Source organism: Paenirhizobium naphthalenivorans, assembly GCF_007992095.1.
GTDB classification, from domain to species: Bacteria; Pseudomonadota; Alphaproteobacteria; order Rhizobiales; family Rhizobiaceae; genus Allorhizobium; species Allorhizobium naphthalenivorans.
The window spans coordinates 261,490-281,944 of sequence record NZ_BJZP01000001.1 but is presented as its reverse complement, the minus strand read 5'-3'; the positions used below and the strand labels follow the sequence as shown (position 1 = coordinate 281,944).

Here is a 20,455-nt window from a genome sequence, read left to right as displayed (position 1 = left end):
TATGGCGATCCTGGCTGTCGAGGAAACGGGGCATTCTGATGCTAGCGTTCAATATGCGTGATGAGTTCCTCGGCCGTCAGGCTGGCGCCGGCGCGGGTTGCCGCCTCGCCATGCAGCCAGACCCCGGCAGCGGCAGCCTCGAAGGTCGGCATGCCCTGCGCCAGCAGCCCGCCGATGATGCCGGCAAGAACGTCGCCCGATCCGGCGGTCGCCAGCGATGGCGGGGCGTTCGTATTGATCAGCGCGCGGCCGTCCGGGCCTGCGATCACCGTGTCCGACCCCTTGTAGACGACGACGGCATGGGCGCGGGCGGAGGCGGCGAGCGCCCTGTCGATCTTGCTGGCACCGTCATCGGTGGCGAGATCGGGGAAGAGCCGGCCGAACTCGCCCTCATGCGGCGTGAGCACCAGCCGAACGTCGCCGTCGGCAAAGGCCTCGAACAGCGAATGCGGTTCGTCGCGGAAGGCGGTAATGCCATCGGCGTCGAGGACGAGCCGCCGATCCCTGAGCGCCAGCGCGAAGTCGCGCGCCCGTTTGGCGACGCCGAAGCCGGGGCCGAGCACGAAGGCGCCGTGACGGGGGTCGCAGAGATAGGCCTCCAGGTCGCCCCGGCTGTCGATCGCCTTGAGCATGACGGCAGTAAGCTGTGCGGCGTTGACTGCCAAAGCCTCGGACGGAGAGGCAACAGTCACCAGTCCGGCGCCCGCTTTGAGCCCGGCCATGGCCGAGAGACGCGCGGCGCCGGTCGCATGGGCCGGCCCGCTGAAAACCGTCAGGTGGCCACGGCGGAACTTGTGCATTTCGCCGTCACCTTGCGGCAACACGCGACGCCAGACCTCCGGACCGTTGACCGCCACCGTGCCGAGTTCGGCGGCCAGAATGCGCCTGGGAATGCCGATGTCGAAGACTTCGACGCTGCCACACAGCATGCGGCCCGGCATCAACAAATGGCCGGGCTTGCGTGTCATGAAGGTCACGGTATGGACGGCGCGGAAGGCCGCTCCGAGCACCCTGCCCGACCGGCCGTCGAGACCGGAAGGCAGGTCGACGGCGATGACCGGCAGGCCGAGTCCATCGACCGCAGTGATCGCGTCCGCGACGCTGGCCGGCACGGTGCGGTCGAGACCGGCACCGAAGATAGCGTCGATAATGACGTCTCCCGCCCGGGCCTGATAACGCTCCAGCGGCTCTGCCGACAGCCAGCAAGCCGTATGCGCCGTGGCCGCATCGCCCTTCAGTCGGGCCGGATCGCCGAGATGAAAGACGGCGACCGGCGCGCCCGCTTCCGCCAAGGCGCGCGCCGCCACATAACCGTCCCCGCCATTGTTTCCGGGCCCGCAGAGAACGGCAAAACGCAACCCACCCGGAAAGAGCCTGAGAGCCGCCGCAGCGACCGCCTGCCCCGCCTTCTCCATCAGACCATAGGAGTCGATGCCCGAGCCGGCCGCTGCCAGGTCCGCCCGCCCCATGGCAGCCGGGGTCAGGAGCCAGTTTCCGAGATTGTCGTTCATGGCGCCATCAAAGCAGATTTCAGGCGCCTGGGAAACCGGGCGGGGCCTTGAAATGGAAAATGGGTGCGACACGTGCATATGCATAAAATATGAGCATTTTCACCCATCCGAAAATGCTGCGCCCGCGAAATGAGAATAGCGGCTGCGACAAAAGAACTGCGGCAAAAGCGAAATTTCGGTCAAAATGGACTGGTGTTTTGCCCTGTGTTGCGCAAGATTTGTATCGGGAACGCGAATTTTTTCCGATTTTGGCCAAAAAATCTGTCGTGACTGGCACGTTACATGCATAAGTTAGGCCGAGCGGGAGTGTCCGCCATTTTGAGGGAAGCGGAGATAGATTTTTTCATGAAAAAGATCGAAGCGATCATAAAGCCTTTCAAGCTCGACGAAGTGAAGGAAGCTCTTCAGGAAGTCGGACTGCAAGGTATTACGGTCACGGAAGCCAAGGGCTTCGGCCGGCAGAAGGGTCACACAGAACTTTACCGCGGTGCGGAATACGTCGTGGACTTCCTGCCGAAGGTCAAGGTCGAGGTTGTACTCGCCGACGAGAACGTCGAGGCTGTCATTGACGCGATCCGCAATGCGGCACAGACCGGCCGGATCGGCGACGGCAAGATCTTCGTGTCCAACGTCGAAGAGGTCGTCCGTATCCGTACCGGCGAAACCGGCGTCGACGCTATCTAGTCTCGGCCCGAGCCCATCGAGGGTCGCCGGGTCAAATCATCGTCATCACACTCAAGGAATTCGACAATGACGACCGCACAAGACATTCTGAAGCAGATCAAGGACAACGACGTCAAGTTCGTCGACCTGCGCTTTACCGATCCGAAGGGCAAGCTGCAGCACGTCACGATGGACGTCGTCTGCGTCGACGAAGACATGTTCGCCGACGGTGTGATGTTCGATGGCTCCTCGATTGGTGGCTGGAAAGCGATCAACGAGTCCGACATGGTTCTCATGCCGGATCTGGACACGGTTCATATGGACCCGTTTTTCGCCCAGTCGACCATGGTCATCATCTGCGACATCCTCGATCCGGTTTCGGGCGAGGCTTACAACCGTGACCCACGCGGCACCGCCAAGAAGGCTGAAGCCTACCTCAAGGCTTCGGGCATCGGCGACACCGCGTTTGTTGGCCCGGAAGCCGAGTTCTTCGTCTTCGATGACGTGAAGTACAAGGTCGATCCGTATAATACCGGCTTCAAGCTCGACTCGACCGAACTGCCGTCGAACGACGACACCGACTATGAAACCGGCAACCTCGGCCACCGTCCGCGCGTCAAGGGCGGCTATTTCCCGGTACCGCCGGTCGACAGCCTGCAGGACATGCGCTCCGAAATGCTGACCGTGCTGTCGGAAATGGGCGTCGTGGTCGAAAAGCACCATCACGAAGTGGCGGCCGCCCAGCACGAACTCGGAATCAAGTTCGACGCGCTGGTGCGCAACGCCGACAAGATGCAGATCTACAAATACGTCGTGCACCAGGTCGCCAACGCCTATGGCAAGACGGCAACCTTCATGCCGAAGCCGATCTTCGGCGACAACGGTTCGGGCATGCACGTCCATCTGTCGATCTGGAAGGATGGCAAGCCGACCTTCGCCGGTGACGAATATGCGGGTCTTTCGGAAAGCTGCCTCTACTTCATCGGCGGCATTATCAAGCATGCCAAGGCACTGAACGCCTTCACCAACCCGTCGACCAACTCCTACAAGCGTCTGGTCCCGGGCTATGAAGCGCCGGTTCTGCTGGCCTATTCGGCCCGCAACCGTTCGGCTTCGTGCCGCATTCCGTTCGGCTCGAACCCGAAGGCCAAGCGCGTTGAAGTCCGCTTCCCGGACCCGACCGCCAACCCCTACCTCGCCTTTGCCGCCATGCTGATGGCCGGCCTCGACGGTATCAAGAACAAGATCCATCCCGGCAAGGCCATGGATAAGGATCTCTACGATCTGCCGCCGAAGGAACTGAAGAAGATTCCGACCGTCTGCGGTTCGCTGCGCGAAGCGCTTGAGAGCCTCGACAAGGATCGCAAGTTCCTGACCGCCGGCGGCGTCTTCGACGATGACCAGATCGACTCGTTCATCGAGCTCAAGATGGCCGAAGTCATGCGCTTCGAGATGACTCCGCATCCGGTCGAATTCGACATGTACTACTCGGTTTGATCAACCGCCTTTGGCCCGTTCAGGCGGGCCGGATGGGGATTTTCGAGAACCGGCGCTTCGCGAGAGGCGCCGGCTTTTTTCGCTCTTGATGATAGGCGGAAAATAACAGGCATTCCGCTCAGCAGCGGCTTTGTCTCCATTACCGGGGCACTGGTTCTCGGATCGATGTGGAGTGCTTGCTATGGCCGCAGCCTTGACGATACGTTGACGGGAACGACCAGACCCGCCGCCTCACCCCTCTCAGGACGGTATTTTTCCCATGTCCGCCGAAACCACTGACCCAAGCCAGGCCGCGCCGCGTCCCCTCGACTGGTTGCTCTATTTCCTTGCGCCGGTGTTCTTCTCCAGCAACCTGATCTTCGGCCGCGGCATTACCGGCGAGATCGCGCCTTTCACCACGGCCTTTCTGCGCTGGGCAGGCTCGGCCGCCATCATCTTTCCCTTCGTCTATGCCGAGCGGAAGGCCTGCCTCGCCTTCGTCCGGTCGCATACCGCGATCTGGCTGGTTCTCGGCATCCTCGGCATGGGCATCTGCGGCGGCTTCGTCTACTGGGCGTTGACGCTGACCACCGCCTCCAACGCGACGCTGATCTATACCACCTCGTCGCTGTTCATCATTCTGCTGCAATGGCTGTTCCAGGGGCGCAAGATCAGCGCCGCCGAGCTGCTCGGCATGATCGTCGCCTTTGCCGGGGTGGCCGTCATAGTGCTGAAGGGCGACTGGACGGCACTTCTGCACCTGCGCTTCAACATCGGCGATTTTGGCATCCTGGCTGCGGCGATCGCCTTTGCGCTCTATTCGCTCCTTCTTCGCCACCCGGCGGTCAGGGCCATGCCCCCCATGCCGCTCTTCGGCCTACTCTCACTGTCGGGCACGCTCGTATTGATGCCGCCCGCCCTCTATGAGGTTCTGACCGGCGGGTTGCTGCCGGACACGACAAGCGACTGGACAAAACTTCTCGGCATTATCCTTTTTGCATCGCTTGCCGCCTTCTACTGTTTCCAGCACGCCGTGCGGGTTTTCGGCCCCGCTATGGCGGGCGTCACGCTCTACCTGATGCCGCCCATCTCAATCGTTATGGCAGTGGTGTTCCTGGGCGAGCGATTCCAGTCCTACCATGCTGCGGGCATTGTGCTGGTGATGGGTGGCCTGATCCTTGCCACCGCCCCTGGTCGACGGGTTGGCAAAGTATAGGCGCACCAGAATACATATTCGGGACTTGATGTTTCGCGTTCCACTCCCCAAATTTATAGGGAAAGGAAGTGAAGCCCATGAAACAACGCAACGCAAAATTTGGCATCGGTGAAGTCGTTCGACACAAGGTCTTTCCGTTCCGCGGCGTGGTGTTCGACGTGGATCCGGAATTCTCCAACAGCGAGGAATGGTGGAATTCCATCCCGGCCGAGGTCAGACCGCAGAGAGAGCAGCCGTTTTATCACCTGCTTGCCGAGAACGAGGAAACCGAATATGTCGCCTATGTCTCGGAGCAGAACCTGGAAAAGGATGTGAGCGATGAACCGCTACGCAATCCTCAGGTTCAGCAGATCTTCGTCCTCAAGGAGTCTGGACACTATAAGCCGAAGGTGAACTTCACCCACTGAAGTTTCGCCCGGCCATGCCGGCATTGCCTCAAAATAATGAAGGCCCGCGTTGAACGCGGGCCTTTCGCATTTTTTGAACTCAGGCGGGGATTAATTGCCCTGCTTGGCCGCGTTCTGGGCGTCGCTCATCGCCTTGTTGCGCTCTTCCTGCTTCTTCTGCATAGCTTCTTGCAGCAGGCGCTGGCGCTCTTCGGCCTGCGATTGAGACATGGCCTCGCCATCGTAAGCGCCGGTGAAGCCATCAAGCGGAATCTTGATCGGGTTCGGTGCGCGGCGGAAGTTAACCGAGGTGATGACCACCTCGTTACCCTTCTTCAGGCTGGCGATGATCGCGTCGGTCAGCGGCATTTCAGCCGTGCAACGGTCCGGAAGGCAGACGGTATAGTCCAGCTTAACGCCCTTGCCGCCGTCGATCTGCATCATGATGCCCGGCGGGATGAGGCGCGCGGTCGGCACAGTGACCTGCATCAGCTTGCGGTTGACCTTGCCTTCGACCGAGATCAGGCCGACCGCCGTGATCAACTGTCCGTTCTGGGCAACGATCTGGTTCTGCACGATGCAGACATCGGCCTCTTCCTGCTTGGAGCAGGTCTTGAACCACTTGGCCGCTGCCGGGCCAGTCGGGGCGGCCGCGGTCTGGGCGCTGACAACCGTCGGGGCAGAAGCCGCGCCGAGGGTCAGAACAAGAGCAGACAGTGCCGTCCGCGTCGCTTTGCTTGCATTGAACATCATAACCTAATCCGTCTCCTGAAAACCGATATCGGGGCACATTGGAGGCCGCGACACTCGCCGGTCGTGCTGCCTGTCACCTGTCGTCCAAATGAGGCAAATACATGACCTTGGCACCCGGCTCTCCTGTTACATCGCGAAGTCCGCAATATCCAGCCTTTCTTTGGCTGTATCCTGAGGTGGCTCTGCTTTTTGCAGCGTGATGTGTTTGTTTTATGGTGTTCATGCTAGCTTGCCGCAGATTCTCGTGCATCGCGGAAAGGACACTTCGTGCGCCGTATCGCCATCAGTCTGCTCTTCCTCGCCCAATGCGGACTCGCCCATGCCGACCGGCTGCACGGGATTGCCATGCACGGCGAGCCTGCGCTTCCGGCTGGCTACACTCACTTTCCCTATGTCGATCCGCAGGTGAAAAAGGGGGGCAGGATCAATTACGGCGTCGTCGGTACGTTCGACAGCCTTAACTCCTTTGTTCTCAAGGGTATGCGCACCACGGCACGCGGCATATGGGACCCGGAATACGGCAACCTGTTCTATGAATCGCTGATGACGCGGTCGAGCGACGAGCCCTTCTCGCTTTACGGGCTTCTGGCGGAAACCGTTGAATGGGACGAGGATCGCACCTTCATCCAGTTCAACCTCAATCCGAAGGCACACTGGAACGACGGCAAGCCGGTGACGGCGGAGGACGTGATATTCTCCTTCAACCTGCTGCAGGACAAGGGGCGTCCTCCGTACAACCGCCGCATGGCAGCGGTCGAGAAAATGGAGAAGGTCGGCGAGAACAGCGTACGATTCACCTTTAACGACAAGGCCAATCGCGAGACACCGCTGATCCTCGCCATGTCGCCGATCCTGCCGCAACATGCCATTGATCCGGAGACCTTCGACCGGACCTCGCTGGACATTCCGGTCGCTTCGGGGCCGTACAAGATCAAATCGATCAAGCCGGGCGAGAAGATCGTCTACCAGCGCGACCCGGACTATTGGGGAAAGGACCTGCCCGCGAAGGTTGGCATAGACAATTACGATGAAATCTCGGTGACCTATTTCCTGCAGGATTCGACGCTGTTCGAGGCCTTCAAGAAGGGGGATGTGGATATTTATCCGGAAGGGGATTCCGGTCATTGGACACGCGCCTACGATTTCCCGGCGGTAAAGAACGGCGAGGTGCTCAGGGAAGTCTTCCAGCCCGGCCTTCCCTCCGGGATGCTCGGCTTCGTTTTCAACACCCGCAGGCCTCTCTTCACCAACGCCAAAGTGCGTGAAGCGCTGTCGCTCGCCTTCGATTTCGAATGGGTGAATAAAAACCTCTATGGCGGCGCCTTCAAGCGCAGCCAGAGCTTCTGGCAGAACTCCTCGCTTGGCGCCTATGGCAATGCCGCCGATGCACGTGAACTGGCGCTTCTAGGCACCGCTAGAAGCAAGATCTCTCCCGAAATACTGCAAGGCACCTATGCCATGCCGGTCTCCGACGGGTCCGGCGCTGACCGCAAGATCCTACGGCAGGCAGTCACCCTGCTGGCCCAAGCCGGCTATTCCATCAAAGGCGGCAAGATGGTGGACGCTTCGGGCAATCCGCTCTCCTTCGAGGTCATGACCCAGAATGAAAGCCAGGAGAGGATGGCGATCGCCTATCAGCGGACGCTCGCGCTGATAGGCATCCGGATTTCGATCCGCACCGTGGACGATGCCCAGTATCAGGCCCGATCGAACAGCTTCGACTACGACATGATCGTTAAAGCCTATACGTCCTCTCTTTCGCCGGGTGCGGAACAGATCAACCGCTGGGATTCGGCCTCGCGCGACGCCTCGGGCAGCTTCAACTACGCCGGCACGGCCGACCCGGACATCGACCGGATGATCGACGCGCTGGTGAACGCCCGGAGCATGGAGGATTTTCAGGCGGCCGTGCGCGCCTACGACAGGCTGCTGGTCGCCGGTCACTATGTCGTGCCGCTCTATCATATCGGCGAGCAATGGGTCGCGCGCTGGAAGCATATCGGCCGGCCGGAGAAGACGCCGCTCTATGGCTACCAACTGCCGACCTGGTGGGACGCCCGGGCGCAGTAATGGGTTCACCCAAAGCGAAGTCCTGGGCGGTTACCCGAAGGTAATCGGTTGAACTTTGGCGCACTTGGCCCTACGTCGGGCCGATTGACCGATTTGAACCGCTGCCCAGAGAAAGGGAAACACCATGGAACGCATCACAATCGACATCGTCTCGGACGTCGTCTGCCCCTGGTGCTATCTCGGCAAGGCGCGGCTGGACCTCGCCATCGCCGAAGTGCAGGACGAGATCGGTGTCGATGTCAACTGGCGACCCTACCAGCTCAATCCCGACTATCCGCCGGAAGGCGTCGACCATCAAAAGGCGCTGGCCGAAAAGCTCGGCGGTAAGGAGAAGATGGACAGTGCCCACGAGCAGCTGCGCGCGTTTGGTGCGGAGGTCGGCATCGCCTTCGACTTTGCAGCGATCAAGATCGGCCCGAACACGCTCGATGCGCACCGGCTGATCTATTGGGCCGGCGTCGAAGACCGCGACATTCAAGGCCGTGTCGTCTCGGCGCTGTTCAAGGCCAATTTCGAAGAGGGCCGCAACGTCGGCGATCCGGCGGTCCTGATTGACATCGCCGAAAAGGCCGGCCTTGATCCGGCGCTGATCGATGCGCTTTTGACCGGTGACGCCGACAAGGCCGAAGTGCTGGCCGAGATCGACGCCGCACGACAGATGGGCGTGACCGGTGTGCCCTTCCTGATCTTCGACCAGCAATATGCGGTGAGCGGCGCGCAGACGCCGGAGGTGATCGTCGGAGCGCTGCGTGACATCGCCAGGATGAAAGCCGAAGCGCTTGCGAAACTCAATTGACGCGGTGCGGGATCACCCGTAATCACGACTGATATCCTTCCTCCCGGGAACCATCACCGTGCGCTCCGACCCTGTTCTTCGAGGCATCCTCATCGCCTTCGCGGCCTTTGCCGCCTATGCGATCTCGGACGCCTGCGTCAAACTCATCGAAGGAGGCGTCAGCCCCTTTGAATCCGGCTTCTTCGGCTCGGTTTTCGGCATCGCCGCCCTGCCCTTCCTGATGAAGCGCGGCGATCGCTGGAGCGACGTCTTCGCCACGACCAACCGTCCGCTCTGGCTGCTCCGCTTTTTCTCGGCCGGGGCGGGTATCATCGGTTCCGTCACGGCTTTCACCCATCTGTCGATGGCCGAGGCCTTCTGCCTGATCTTCCTGCTGCCCTCCTTCGTCACCATCATGTCGGTGGTATTTCTGAAAGAGCCGGTCGGCATCCGCCGCTGGGGCGCGGTGATCATCGGCTTCCTCGGCGTGCTCGTCGTGTTGCGCCCCGGATTTCGCGAACTCTCGATCGGCCATGTCGGCGCCATTTTCGCCGGTCTGGGCGGAGCGTTATCGATCATCATCTACCGTGCCATCGGTTCGGCAGAGAAGAATATCTCGCTCTATGGTGCCGGCCTGCTCGGCGGCCTCGTCATCTGCGGCCTGCTGATGCTGGGTGATTTTCGCATGCCGACCGGCGAGGAATGGCTCTTGCTCGCCGGCTATGGTCTGCTTGGCGCGCTTGGCAACATCCTGCTGATGTATGCCGCCTTTTTTGCCCCGGCCGCCGTGGTCGGGCCGATCCAATACAGCCAGATGCTCTGGGGCATCCTGTTCGGCTACCTGATCTTCGGTGACCGCGTCGACGTGCCGATGGTGGCCGGCATCGTGCTGATCATCGGTTCGGGCCTGCTGACCATCAGCCGCGAGCGCACCAAGGGCGTCGCCCTGCCGCCCGTGGTGGCCGGCAAGGACGAGGCGGCACTGGCGATCAAGCCCGAAGATGAAACAAAAACAACTCCGTAGACCAGAGCCCACTCTCCTTCAGCTCTTCGCCAGTTCCGCGAACTGCGTCATGACGATAGCCGCACCCTGCAGGCGCTTTTCCGGGGTCGGCAGGTCGCGGGTGAGGAAGATGCTCTGGTCGGGGCGGATTTTCGCCATCGAACCCTGTTTGGCGATATAGCCGACCAGTGCCGCCGGATTGGGGAACTCCTTGTTGCGGAACTGCACGACAATGCCCTTCGGTCCGGCGTCGAGTTTATCCACATTGGCCTTGCGGCAGAGTGCCTTGATATAGACGATCTTGAGCAGGTGCTGGACCTCGAGGGGCAGCGGGCCGAAGCGGTCGATCATCTCGGCGCCGAAACCGTCGATCTCGTTGAGTTCCGTCACCTCGCCCAGACGGCGATAAAGGCCCAGACGCAGATGCAGGTCCGGGACGTAGTCGTCCGGGATCATCACCGACGTGCCGACCGAAATCTGCGGCGACCAGCCGCTATCGCTGATCTCGTCGTCGCCCTTCACCTCGGCGACCGCTTCCTCCAGCATGTTCTGATAGAGCTCGAAGCCCACTTCCTTGATATGGCCCGACTGTTCCTCGCCGAGCAGGTTTCCGGCGCCGCGAATGTCGAGGTCGTGGCTTGCCAGCTGAAAGCCGGCGCCAAGCGTGTCGAGTGATTGCAGCACCTTGAGGCGGCGTTCGGCCGTGGTGGTCAGCACCTTGTTGACCGGCAGGGTCAGCAGTGCGAAGGCCCGCACCTTGGAGCGCCCGACACGGCCGCGCAGCTGATAGAGCTGGGCGAGGCCGAACATGTCGGCACGGTGGACGATCAGCGTGTTGGCGGTCGGCACGTCAAGACCGGATTCGACGATGGTGGTCGACAGCAGCACGTCGTAACGCCCATCATAGAAGGCGTTCATTATGTCTTCGAGCTCGCCCGCCGCCATCTGGCCATGGGCGACGGCGACCTTCAGCTCGGGAACATCCGAGGCAAGGAAAGCCTGGATGTCGGCCAGGTCTGCCAGGCGCGGGCAGACGTAGAAACTCTGGCCACCGCGATAATGCTCGCGCATCAGCGTCTCGCGGATCACCAGCGGATCGAACGGCGAGATGAAGGTGCGCACCGCCATGCGGTCGACAGGCGGCGTGGTGATCAGCGACAGCTCGCGAACCCCGGTCATGGCGAGTTGCAGCGTGCGCGGGATCGGTGTCGCCGACAGCGTCAGCACATGCACATCGGATTTCAGCTCCTTCAGCCGTTCCTTGTGCTTGACTCCGAAATGCTGCTCTTCGTCGATGATCAGCAGGCCGAGATTGGCGAAGGTAATGCCGCTGCCGAGCAACGCATGGGTGCCGACGACAATGTCGGTCTTGCCTTCCGCCACTTCCTTCTTGACCAGATTGAGTTCCTTGGTGCCAACGAGGCGCGACGCCTGTTGCACGCGAACCGGCAGACCGCGGAAGCGCTCGGAGAAGGTCTTGAAATGCTGGCGTGCCAGAAGCGTGGTCGGCACAACAACGGCGACCTGGATGCCGTTCATCGCCGCGACAAAGGCGGCGCGCAGCGCCACTTCCGTCTTGCCGAAGCCGACGTCGCCGCAGATCAGCCGGTCCATCGGCCGTCCGGCGCCGAGATCACCGCGCACCGCCTCGATGGCGTTCAACTGGTCTTCGGTCTCGTCATAGGGGAAACGGGCGGCGAATTCGTCGTAGAGCCCCTCCTGCGTGGTCAGCACCGGCGCCGAGCGGGTCATGCGCTGGGCGGCGATGCGGATCAGCGCACCGGCCATATCCAGCAGGCGCTTCTTGAGCTTGGCCTTGCGCATTTGCCAGGCCCCGCCGCCCAGCTTGTCGAGCTGCGCGTCGCTGGATTCCGAGCCGTAGCGCGACAGCAGATCAATGTTCTCGACCGGCAGGAAAAGCTTGGCGTCGTCGGCATAACGCAGTTCAAGGCAGGCATGCGGCGCACCCGCCGCCTCGATCGTGCGCAGCCCGACGAAACGGCCGATGCCGTGCTCGGCATGGACGACAATCGAACCCTCGTCGAGGCCGGCCACTTCCGAGATGAAGTCGGCGGCGCGCTTGCGGCGCTTGGAACGGCGCACCATACGGTCGCCGAGAATGTCCTGCTCGCCGACGATGACCAGATCGCCGGCCTCGAAACCACCTTCAAGGCTGAGCACGGCGGTCGCCGCCTCGCCTTTCTTCAGTCCGTCGAGGTCCTTGAGCGATGCAACGGGCTTCAGTTTGGCAAGCCCGTGCTCGTCGAGCACTTGCAGCAGCCGGTCGAGCGATCCTTCCGACCAGCCGGCGATCAGAACCTTGGAGCCGGCGGCCCGCTTCTCGGCGATATATTTCACCGCCTGGTCGAAGACGTTGGTGCGGGTATTGCCCTCACCCGTCTCCTGGGCGGTCTTGGCCCAGCGTGGGCTCGGCCGGGCGGCGATCTCGATGACCTTGCGGCTCTCGCCGTCGTGTTCGGCAAAGGGCGTCAACCGGAGCGGCGCTTCGGCGTCGAGCATCCGGCCGAATTCGCCGGCGCCCAGATAGAGGCGTTCGGGCGGAACAGGCTTGTAGGGCGTGCCCTGGGAGAGGTGACCCTTGCCCGGAGTAGCCGAATTCAGCCGGGCCTCGTAATAGTCGCGGATCAGCTTGGCGCGTTCCTCGGCCGCCTCGCGCACGGCATGGTCGGTGACGATGCGGAAGCCCCGGAGGTAGTCAAACACCGTATCGAGATGATTGTGGAACAGCGGCAGCCAGTGCTCCATGCCGGCGTAGCGCCGGCCTTCGGACACTGCGGCATAAAGAGCATCGTCGCGGGTGGCGGCGCCGAACAGAGACAGGTAGTTCTTGCGAAAGCGGCTAATCGAATCCGGTGTCAGCGTCACCTCGCTCATCGGGTGCAAATCGAGCGAGCGGGCCTGGCCGATCGTGCGCTGGCTGGCCGGGTCGAAGGTGCGGATGCTCTCGAGCGTATCGCCGAAGAAATCGAGGCGCACCGGTTCTTCCGAGCCGGGGACGAAGACGTCGAGAATGCCGCCGCGCACGGCGAATTCGCCGACCTCGCGCACGGTTGCCACGCGCTCGAAGCCGTTGCGCTCCAGACGGGCGGCGATGTCGTCCATCTTGATCTGGTTGCCCGGACGGGCCGAAAAGCCGAGGCTGTCTATCACCTCCGCGGGCGCCACCTTTTGCAGCATGGCATTGACGGTGACCAGCACGATCGCCGTGTGCGGCTTCTTGGCGTGGGCAATCAGGCCCGACAGCGCCGTCAGACGGCGTGCCGACACATCGGCCGAAGGCGATACACGGTCATAGGGAAGACAGTCCCATGCCGGCAGTGTCAGCACCGGAATTTCCGGCGCAGCGAACGAGAGGTTCTGCTCGATATCGGCCATGCGCTGGCCATCCGACAGGATATAGGCGACCGGTCGCCCCTGACGGGCGAGTTCCGCCAGGATGAAGGCATCCATACCGTCCGGCACATGCGACAGCGTCAGCGCCGTGTCGACGGCGGCAATCTTCCGTGTATCGAGCAGCGAGATCATTATGGGCGTCCGAGGTCTTCCATGGTGACCGGAGAGAAGTCCGGACGGCAGGCGGCGATGCGGGTGAAAAGCGGGGTTTTCAGGTGATCCGGGACAGGCGCAGCGCCGGTGATGTACTTCACCAGATCGTTGTCCTCCTCGGCCATGATGCGCTCGAGTTCGTCGAGATCGGCATCGTCAAGGGCGGCGATCTCGGCTTCGGCGAACTGGCCTAGGATCAGGTCCATCTCGCGAATGCCGCGGTGCCAGCAACGGAACAGAATGCGCCGGCGGCGCGGATCGAGTTCGGCACTGCTGAGGATCAATCCGGTCATTTCGAAACACCTTCCTGTTGATGCGCCTCTATAGCGCCGTCCAACCCGGTTGTCAGCCTTGCCAAGGCGGTAATTCTCGGCGCATTTTGCCAGGACCATGCGGCCAATGCTTCTCGATCCCCTGTTTGCCTCCGTCGCTTCGCTCTCCGGCGTCGGGCCCAAGCTTGCCCAGCTTTTGGCGAGCCTGCTCGGCCGCGAGGATGCCGAGGATACCCGCATCGTCGATCTCCTGTTCCTCGCGCCCTTCCGCCTGATCGACCGCCGCAACCAACCCGGCATCGCTCTTGCCCAGCAGGGCGCGATCGTGACGATCACGGGCCGGGTCGACCGGCATCAGCCACCGCCGTCGGGCAAACCCAATATGCCCTACCGCGTTTTTCTCCACGACGAGACCGGGGAACTGGCGCTGACCTTCTTTCGCGTCAGGGGTAACTGGCTGGAAAAGGCCCTGCCGATCGATGAGACGATCATCGTCTCCGGCAAGGTCGACTGGTTCAATGGCCGCCCGTCGATGGTGCATCCCGATGTGATGGTGAAGGCGAGCGAGGCGGAGAACCTGCCGCTAGTCGAACCGGTTTATCCGCTGACCGCTGGCCTGACGCCGAAGGTCCTGCGCAAGGCGATCGAACATGCGCTCGAGCGAGTGCCCGAGATGCCGGAGTGGATCGATGCTGCGCTTGCCGCACGGCAGGGTTTCCCGAGCGTCCGCCAAAGCTTCATCGACCTGCACCATCCGCGCGACGAGAAGGATATCGATCCGCAGGCCCCGGCCCGCCGGCGACTGGCCTATGACGAGTTCCTCGCCGGCCAGGTGTCTCTGGCACTGGTTCGCCAGAAGCTGCGCAAAGTGCCGGGCACGCCGATCAAGGCGACGGGCGAAATTTCCGCCAAGATCCTCGCCGCCCTGCCCTTCACACCGACCAACAGCCAGTCCGGGGCGATTGCCGACATCTTGAAGGACATGGGTTCGGACACCCGCATGTTGCGCCTGTTGCAGGGCGATGTCGGCGCCGGCAAGACGCTGGTGGCGCTTCTTGCCATGGCGGCCGCCGTCGAGAGCGGTGGCCAGGCGGTGCTGATGGCCCCGACCGAAATTCTCGCCCGCCAGCATTACGCCACGATCTCGAAGTTTGCCACGGTGACGGGCCTCAACGTCGAGGTGCTGACCGGACGCACCAAGGGCAAGGAACGTGAGGCGATAACCGCGCGGATCGCCTCGGGCGAGGCGCAGATCATCATAGGCACCCATGCCCTGTTCCAGGATACGGTGAGTTACAGCAATCTGGTGCTGGCCGTGGTCGACGAACAGCACCGCTTTGGGGTGCACCAGCGGCTGCGGCTGACCGCCAAGGGTATCTCGCCGCACATGCTGGTGATGACCGCCACCCCGATCCCGCGCACGCTGGTGCTCGCGGCCTTCGGCGACATGGACGTTTCCAAGCTCACCGAAAAACCGGCCGGCCGCAAGCCGATCCAGACCGTGACCGTTCCGAGCGAGCGCACCGGCGAAATCGTCGAGCGGCTGCGTGCCGCCATCGCGGACGGTAAGAAGGCCTACTGGATCTGCCCGCTGGTCGAAGAGTCCGACGTTTCCGACCTGATGTCCGCCGAGGAGAGGTTCGCGGTTCTGGAGAAGGCGGTTGGTGCGCCGGTCGGCCTCGTCCATGGCCGGATGAGCGGGCCGGAGAAGGACGCTGCGATGATCGCCTTCAAGAAGGGCGAGACGCGACTACTGGTGGCGACGACGGTGGTGGAGGTCGGCGTCGACGTGCCGGATGCGACGATCATGGTGATAGAACATGCTGAACGCTTCGGCCTCGCCCAACTGCATCAGCTGCGCGGTCGGGTCGGACGCGGCGACGAGGCCTCCAGCTGCATCCTGCTCTACAAGGGGCCACTCGGCGAGACCGGCACCGCGCGGCTCAAGATCCTGCGCGACAGCGAGGACGGCTTCCTGATCGCAGAGGAGGATCTGAAACTGCGCGGCGAAGGCGAACTGCTCGGCACGCGCCAGTCCGGCACACCGGGGTTCAGGATCGCCAGTCTCGAAGCCCATGCCGACCTGCTGGAGATCGCCCGCAAGGACGCGTCATACCTATTGGATCGCGATCCAGAGCTGACGACCCCGCGCGGCGAGGCCGTGCGCACCCTGCTCTACCTGCACCGGCGCGACGAAGCGATCAGGTTTCTGCGGGCGGGGTAACGGCGTTTGCAGCATCCGAGGTCGCTGCGGCCGTGTATTCCGGTGTCACCAGCCCGGCCGAGATCAGAAGCTTGATGCCCTCTTCCGGCGACATGTCGAGCAGCCTCAGCTTGCTGCGCGGCACGAACATCAGGAAACCGGCGGTGGGAACCGGGGTCGGCGCAAGAAAGACGGCGACCATCTCCTCGCCGTTCTCGCTGAGTTTGGCAGCGATCTCGCCCCTGGCGTCGGTCGAGACGAAGACCAGCGCCCAGGTCCCGGGGTGCGGGAACTCGATCAGGCCAACCCTTTTGAACGAACTGGACTGTTCCTTCAGCACCGTCTCGAAAATCTGCTTGGTGCTTTTGTAAACGGTGCGCACGAGCGGCATGCGATTCAGGATGGACTCGCTATAGCCGACAATCGAGCGGCCGATCAGGTTTTTACCGAGAAAGCCGATGAGGGTGATGGCCACCAGAGCCAGCAGCAGGCCGAAACCGGGAATGGCGAATTTCAGATAGCTTTCCGGATTGTAGCGGCTCGGGATATAGGGCTTCACCCAGCTGTCGGCCCAATGGATGAACGACCACGTGAGCCATATGGTGATGGCCAGCGGCGCGCAGATGATCAGGCCGGTCAGGAAGTTGTTCCGGATGCGTGTCGCAAGCGAAATCCGATCAGGTCTGTCGTTCATCGTGCCGCCGTTATGCTGCATCGCCAAAAAATACCGGATGGAAGGCGACAATGCCCAAGGGCACCTCACTTCGCAAGGGCAGCACGAGGAAAAACTCCGGCGGCACATCGGCTGTGCGCAACTCCGGCATGGCGCGGAAACCGAAGCGCTGGTAGTAACCGGGATCACCAACCAAGGCGCAGCCATTGGCGCCATGCGCCTTCAGCCACTCCAGACCCTTGCGCATCAGCGCAGAGCCGATCCCCTGTCTCTGGCGGCCAGGCTCCACTGAAATCGGCCCGACGCCATACCAGCCGGTTTCGCCACCCGAAAGCGTGACAGGCGAAAAAGCAACATGGCCGACGATCCGGCCATCGTCCTCGGCGACCAGCGAAAGCGTCAGGGCGCCGGCCTTGCGGAGGCGCTCGATGATCCGGGGCTCCGACCCCTCGCTATGCGGGTGGCCGGTGAAGGCGGTGGCCGTAATCGCGCCGATGGCGGCTTCATCACCCGGCGCCTCCGGCCGGATGATCATTCGACGGTGACCGACTTCGCCAGATTGCGCGGCTGGTCGACGTCGGTGCCCATGAATACTGCGGTGTGGTATGCGAGCAGCTGGATCGGCAGCGAGAAGACCATTGGCGCGATGATTTCCGCGACGTTCGGCAGGACAATCGTCGCCATGGTCTCGAGTTTGGAGGCCGCCGCCCCCTTCTCGTCGGTGATAAAGATGATCCGGCCGCCACGGGCTGCCACTTCCTGCATATTCGACACCGTCTTGTCGAAGAAGCGGTCGTGCGGGGCAATGACGATGACCGGCATATTTTCATCGATCAGGGCGATCGGGCCGTGCTTCAGCTCGCCGGCAGCATAGCCCTCGGCATGGATATAGGAGATTTCCTTGAGCTTCAGCGCGCCTTCCATGGCGAGCGGATAACTGGTGCCACGGCCAAGATAGAGAACGTCCTTGTATTTCGACAGGTCACGCGCCAGCGTCTCCACTTGCGGCTGGATGGCGTTCAACACCAGGCTCATGATGCGCGGCATTTCGGCTAGGCTCTTGACCAGCTGCCGTTCCTCGTCCGGCGAGATCGTACCGCGCGCCTTACCGGCGGCGATCGCCAGTGAGGCGAGCACGGCGAGCTGGCAGGTAAAAGCCTTGGTCGAGGCGACGCCGATCTCAGGGCCGGCGAGGATCGGGAAGACAGCATCGGCCTCGCGGGCGATCGTCGATTCCTTGACGTTGACGATCGCGCCGATCTTCAGCCCCTCGTCATGGCAATAACGCAGGCAGGCGAGCGTGTCGGCGGTCTCGCCGGATTGCGAGATGAACAGCGCCGCCTGGTCCTTGGAGAGCGGCATTTCGCGATAGCGGAACTCGGAGGCCACATCGATCTCGACCGGCAGGCGCGCGTAGCGCTCGAACCAGTACTTGCCGACCAGGCCGGCGAGATAGGCCGTACCACAGGCAGAGATCGCCAGACCGCGCAAATTCTTGAAATCGATCGCCGCATCGACCGGCTTCACCGTATGGGAGTGGAAATCGACATAGTTGGACAGCGCGTGCGAAATGACCTCCGGCTGTTCGTAGATCTCCTTCTCCATGAAGTGGCGATGGTTACCTTTGTCGACGATGAAGGCGGTCGCCTGGGAGATCTGGTGCGCGCGTTCGACCGGATTGCCGGCGAAATCGATGATCTCCGCGCCATCGCGGTGAATGATGGCGCAGTCGCCGTCAACCAGATAGGCAATCTCGTTGGTGAACGGGGCAAGCGCGATCGCATCCGAGCCGAGGAACATCTCGCCCTTCCCGAAACCAACGGCAAGCGGCGGCCCGAAGCGGGCGGCCATGATGGTATCCGGATCGTCGGCGAACATCACGACGAGCGCATAGGCGCCTTTGACGTGATTCAGCATGGCCAGCATGGCAGCCCGGTTGTCGAGGCCCTGGCGGCGATACTTGGCGATCAGCTGGGCGACGATTTCGGTGTCGGTCTGGGTGGTGAAGACCGCGCCTTCGGCGGTCAGCTCGTCGCGCAGCTCGGAAAAGTTCTCGATGATGCCGTTGTGAACGACGGCGACGCCGTCGACAAAATGCGGATGCGCATTGTTCTCATTGGGGACGCCATGGGTGGCCCAGCGGGTATGGGCGATGCCGATCATACCGCCCAGAGGGTGGGCATCGAGCTTCTTCTCCAGATTGAACAGTTTGCCTTCGGCACGGCGACGATCCATCACGCCGTTGTCTATCGTTGCAACACCGGCGGAATCGTAGCCGCGATATTCCAGCCGCTTCAGCGCGTCGACCAAACGGCCCGCCACCTGATGATTACCGACAATACCGACAATGCCGCACATAGAGCTCTCCGTCTGGCTTCATCCCGCGCCAGTCCTAATCGATTTCCACATTTTCGCAATGCACCCGGCGGTCACATTCGGTTTCGCCAGGTAACGCACTTGCAGCAATCACGGCTTCGCGCTGCGCGCAGCCTTGATCGCCTGATTGCGGGCGCGGATGGCCTTGGCCCGTTCCGGCTTGACTTCCTGGCGGGCGCGGCCGAGCGCCAGCGCGTCGGCAGGCACATCCTCCGTGATCACGCTACCGGAGGCGACAAAGGCGCCGTCACCGACAGAGACGGGGGCAACGAGCGCGCTGTTGGAGCCGATGAAGGCCCCCTCGCCGATCCTCGTCACGTGCTTGTTCACACCATCGTAGTTGCAGGTGATGGTGCCTGCGCCGATATTGGCGTTCGCGCCGATGAAGGCATCGCCGATGTAGGTCAGGTGGTTGACCTTGGCGCCCTTGCCGATCTCGGCCTTCTTGACCTCGCAGAAGTTGCCAACCTTGGCACCCTCGGCGAGGTTGGCGCCCGGGCGCAAACGGGCAAAGGGCCCGACGGTCGCGCCGGCCGCCACATGCGCGCCCTCAAGATGCGAAAAAGCATGGATGACCGCGCCGCCCTCGACCGTTACCCCGGGACCAAAGACGACATTCGGCTCGATCAGCGCGTCCTGGCCAATTTCCGTATCATGGCTGAGGAAAACAGTCTCCGGCGCGATCATCGAGACGCCGGACACCATCAACTCGTGACGTCGGCGTTCCTGCCACAACCGTTCGATGACGGCCAGTTCCGCGCGATTGTTGCAGCCGGCCAGCTGTTCTTCGGGCGCATCCACCGCCACCGTGCGGCCGCCGAGCGAACGGGCGATCTCGACGACGTCGGTCAGATAGTATTCACCCTTGGCATTGGCATTGCCGATGCGGGAGAGAAAATCCAGCGCCTTACTGCCATTGATCGCCAGGAGGCCGCTGTTGCACCAGGTGACTGCCCGCTCGGCATCGGTCGCGTCCTTCTCCTCGCGGATGGCCATGAGTTCTCCGTCCTTGACCAACAAGCGACCGTAACCCGTCGGCTTTTGCGTATGGAAGCCGATGACCGCGACGTCATTGCCCTCGGCAAGAGCTGCGCGGGCGGCCCGCAGAGGCTCGGCGGTGATCAAAGGAACATCGCCATAGGCCACGAGGATCTCGTCATAGCCGCGCGTGATTGCCTCCCGTGCGGCAAGCACCGCATGACCGGTGCCCAGCCGTTCGGTCTGCACAAAGGAAGTGACGGCGACGCCGTCGATGGCCGCCGCGCTCGCCACCCTTTCCGCATCGCGCCCGACCACCAGCGCCACATCGCTAATTCCCGAAGCCACGATGGACTTCATCACATGCGCGATCATCGGCAGGCCGGCAACCGGGTGCAGCACCTTCGACATGGAGGACTTCATGCGGGTGCTCTCGCCTGCGGCGAGGATGACGGCGAGACAGTTGCGGCTCATGGTTACTCCCAATGCGTGGCCCGAAAATTGAGAAAATTGTTGTTTGTCCGTCTCATAGC

At 62.3% G+C, this 20,455-nt stretch carries 16 protein-coding genes; 8 read left to right on the top strand and 8 right to left on the bottom strand.

Going from position 1 to position 20,455, the window contains the following annotated elements; genetic code table 11:
- Positions 1 to 41 precede the first annotated feature (41 nt).
- Positions 42 to 1,511 carry an NAD(P)H-hydrate dehydratase gene (locus tag RNA01_RS01300; protein ID WP_147178126.1) on the bottom strand — a complete coding sequence of 490 codons (1,470 nt, stop codon included), beginning with the start codon at positions 1,509 to 1,511 and terminating at the stop codon, positions 42 to 44.
- Between the two features lie 345 nt (positions 1,512 to 1,856).
- On the opposite strand from RNA01_RS01300, the gene RNA01_RS01295 reads away from it, so the two are divergent.
- From RNA01_RS01295 to hspQ, 4 genes are all read left to right on the top strand, one after another.
- Entirely contained in the window at positions 1,857 to 2,195 is a 339-nt protein-coding gene (locus RNA01_RS01295) for a P-II family nitrogen regulator (protein ID WP_015916113.1), read from the top strand.
- 66 nt (positions 2,196 to 2,261) lie between these two features.
- On the top strand, positions 2,262 to 3,671 hold the full coding sequence (glnA, locus tag RNA01_RS01290; protein WP_147178124.1) for a type I glutamate--ammonia ligase: 1,410 nt from the start codon (positions 2,262 to 2,264) through the stop codon (positions 3,669 to 3,671).
- 259 nt (positions 3,672 to 3,930) lie between these two features.
- Positions 3,931 to 4,866 carry a DMT family transporter gene (locus RNA01_RS01285; protein ID WP_147178122.1) on the top strand — a complete coding sequence of 312 codons (936 nt, stop codon included), beginning with the start codon at positions 3,931 to 3,933 and terminating at the stop codon, positions 4,864 to 4,866.
- Between the two features lie 77 nt (positions 4,867 to 4,943).
- The gene (gene hspQ, locus RNA01_RS01280; RefSeq protein ID WP_147178120.1) at positions 4,944 to 5,273 is read left to right on the top strand and encodes a heat shock protein HspQ; all 330 of its coding nucleotides are present in this window, start codon (positions 4,944 to 4,946) and stop codon (positions 5,271 to 5,273) included.
- A 90-nt stretch (positions 5,274 to 5,363) separates the two neighbouring features.
- Here the strand turns inward: hspQ and RNA01_RS01275 are convergent, their stop codons facing one another.
- A complete protein-coding gene (locus RNA01_RS01275; protein ID WP_147178118.1) occupies positions 5,364 to 6,005 on the bottom strand; it encodes an invasion associated locus B family protein in 642 nt (213 codons plus the stop codon).
- 267 nt (positions 6,006 to 6,272) lie between these two features.
- Here RNA01_RS01275 and RNA01_RS01270 point away from each other — a divergent pair, with 267 nt between their 5' ends.
- The 3 genes from RNA01_RS01270 (at position 6,273) to RNA01_RS01260 (ending at position 9,874) form a co-directional block, all read left to right on the top strand.
- On the top strand, positions 6,273 to 8,075 hold the full coding sequence (locus RNA01_RS01270; protein ID WP_284727750.1) for an extracellular solute-binding protein: 1,803 nt from the start codon (positions 6,273 to 6,275) through the stop codon (positions 8,073 to 8,075).
- 124 nt (positions 8,076 to 8,199) lie between these two features.
- Positions 8,200 to 8,871 carry a DsbA family oxidoreductase gene (locus RNA01_RS01265; protein WP_147178116.1) on the top strand — a complete coding sequence of 224 codons (672 nt, stop codon included), beginning with the start codon at positions 8,200 to 8,202 and terminating at the stop codon, positions 8,869 to 8,871.
- A gap of 58 nt (positions 8,872 to 8,929) precedes the next feature.
- The gene (locus tag RNA01_RS01260) at positions 8,930 to 9,874 is read left to right on the top strand and encodes a DMT family transporter (protein WP_147178114.1); all 945 of its coding nucleotides are present in this window, start codon (positions 8,930 to 8,932) and stop codon (positions 9,872 to 9,874) included.
- A gap of 18 nt (positions 9,875 to 9,892) precedes the next feature.
- Here RNA01_RS01260 and mfd read toward each other — a convergent pair whose 3' ends face one another.
- Both mfd and RNA01_RS01250 read right to left on the bottom strand, forming a co-directional pair.
- A complete protein-coding gene (gene mfd, locus RNA01_RS01255; protein WP_147178112.1) occupies positions 9,893 to 13,399 on the bottom strand; it encodes a transcription-repair coupling factor in 3,507 nt (1,168 codons plus the stop codon).
- Entirely contained in the window at positions 13,399 to 13,713 is a 315-nt protein-coding gene (locus RNA01_RS01250; protein WP_147178110.1) for an FAD assembly factor SdhE, read from the bottom strand. The genes mfd and RNA01_RS01250 overlap by 1 nt, the downstream gene beginning before the upstream one ends.
- A 97-nt stretch (positions 13,714 to 13,810) precedes the next feature.
- On the opposite strand from RNA01_RS01250, the gene recG reads away from it, so the two are divergent.
- Positions 13,811 to 15,916 (top strand): ATP-dependent DNA helicase RecG, encoded by a 2,106-nt coding sequence (gene recG / locus RNA01_RS01245; protein WP_147178108.1) that lies wholly within the window; start codon positions 13,811 to 13,813, stop codon positions 15,914 to 15,916.
- Here recG and RNA01_RS01240 read toward each other — a convergent pair.
- The 4 genes from RNA01_RS01240 to glmU form a co-directional block, all read right to left on the bottom strand.
- Positions 15,894 to 16,589 (bottom strand): DUF502 domain-containing protein, encoded by a 696-nt coding sequence (locus RNA01_RS01240; protein ID WP_147178106.1) that lies wholly within the window; start codon positions 16,587 to 16,589, stop codon positions 15,894 to 15,896. The genes recG and RNA01_RS01240 overlap by 23 nt on opposite strands.
- A gap of 10 nt (positions 16,590 to 16,599) precedes the next feature.
- A complete protein-coding gene (locus RNA01_RS01235; protein WP_147178104.1) occupies positions 16,600 to 17,103 on the bottom strand; it encodes a GNAT family N-acetyltransferase in 504 nt (167 codons plus the stop codon).
- Positions 17,100 to 18,926 carry a glutamine--fructose-6-phosphate transaminase (isomerizing) gene (glmS, locus tag RNA01_RS01230; protein ID WP_147178102.1) on the bottom strand — a complete coding sequence of 609 codons (1,827 nt, stop codon included), beginning with the start codon at positions 18,924 to 18,926 and terminating at the stop codon, positions 17,100 to 17,102. Before glmS ends, RNA01_RS01235 begins: the two co-directional genes overlap by 4 nt.
- 108 nt (positions 18,927 to 19,034) lie before the next feature.
- The gene (glmU, locus tag RNA01_RS01225) at positions 19,035 to 20,396 is read right to left on the bottom strand and encodes a bifunctional UDP-N-acetylglucosamine diphosphorylase/glucosamine-1-phosphate N-acetyltransferase GlmU (protein ID WP_147178101.1); all 1,362 of its coding nucleotides are present in this window, start codon (positions 20,394 to 20,396) and stop codon (positions 19,035 to 19,037) included.
- Positions 20,397 to 20,455 lie beyond the last annotated feature (59 nt).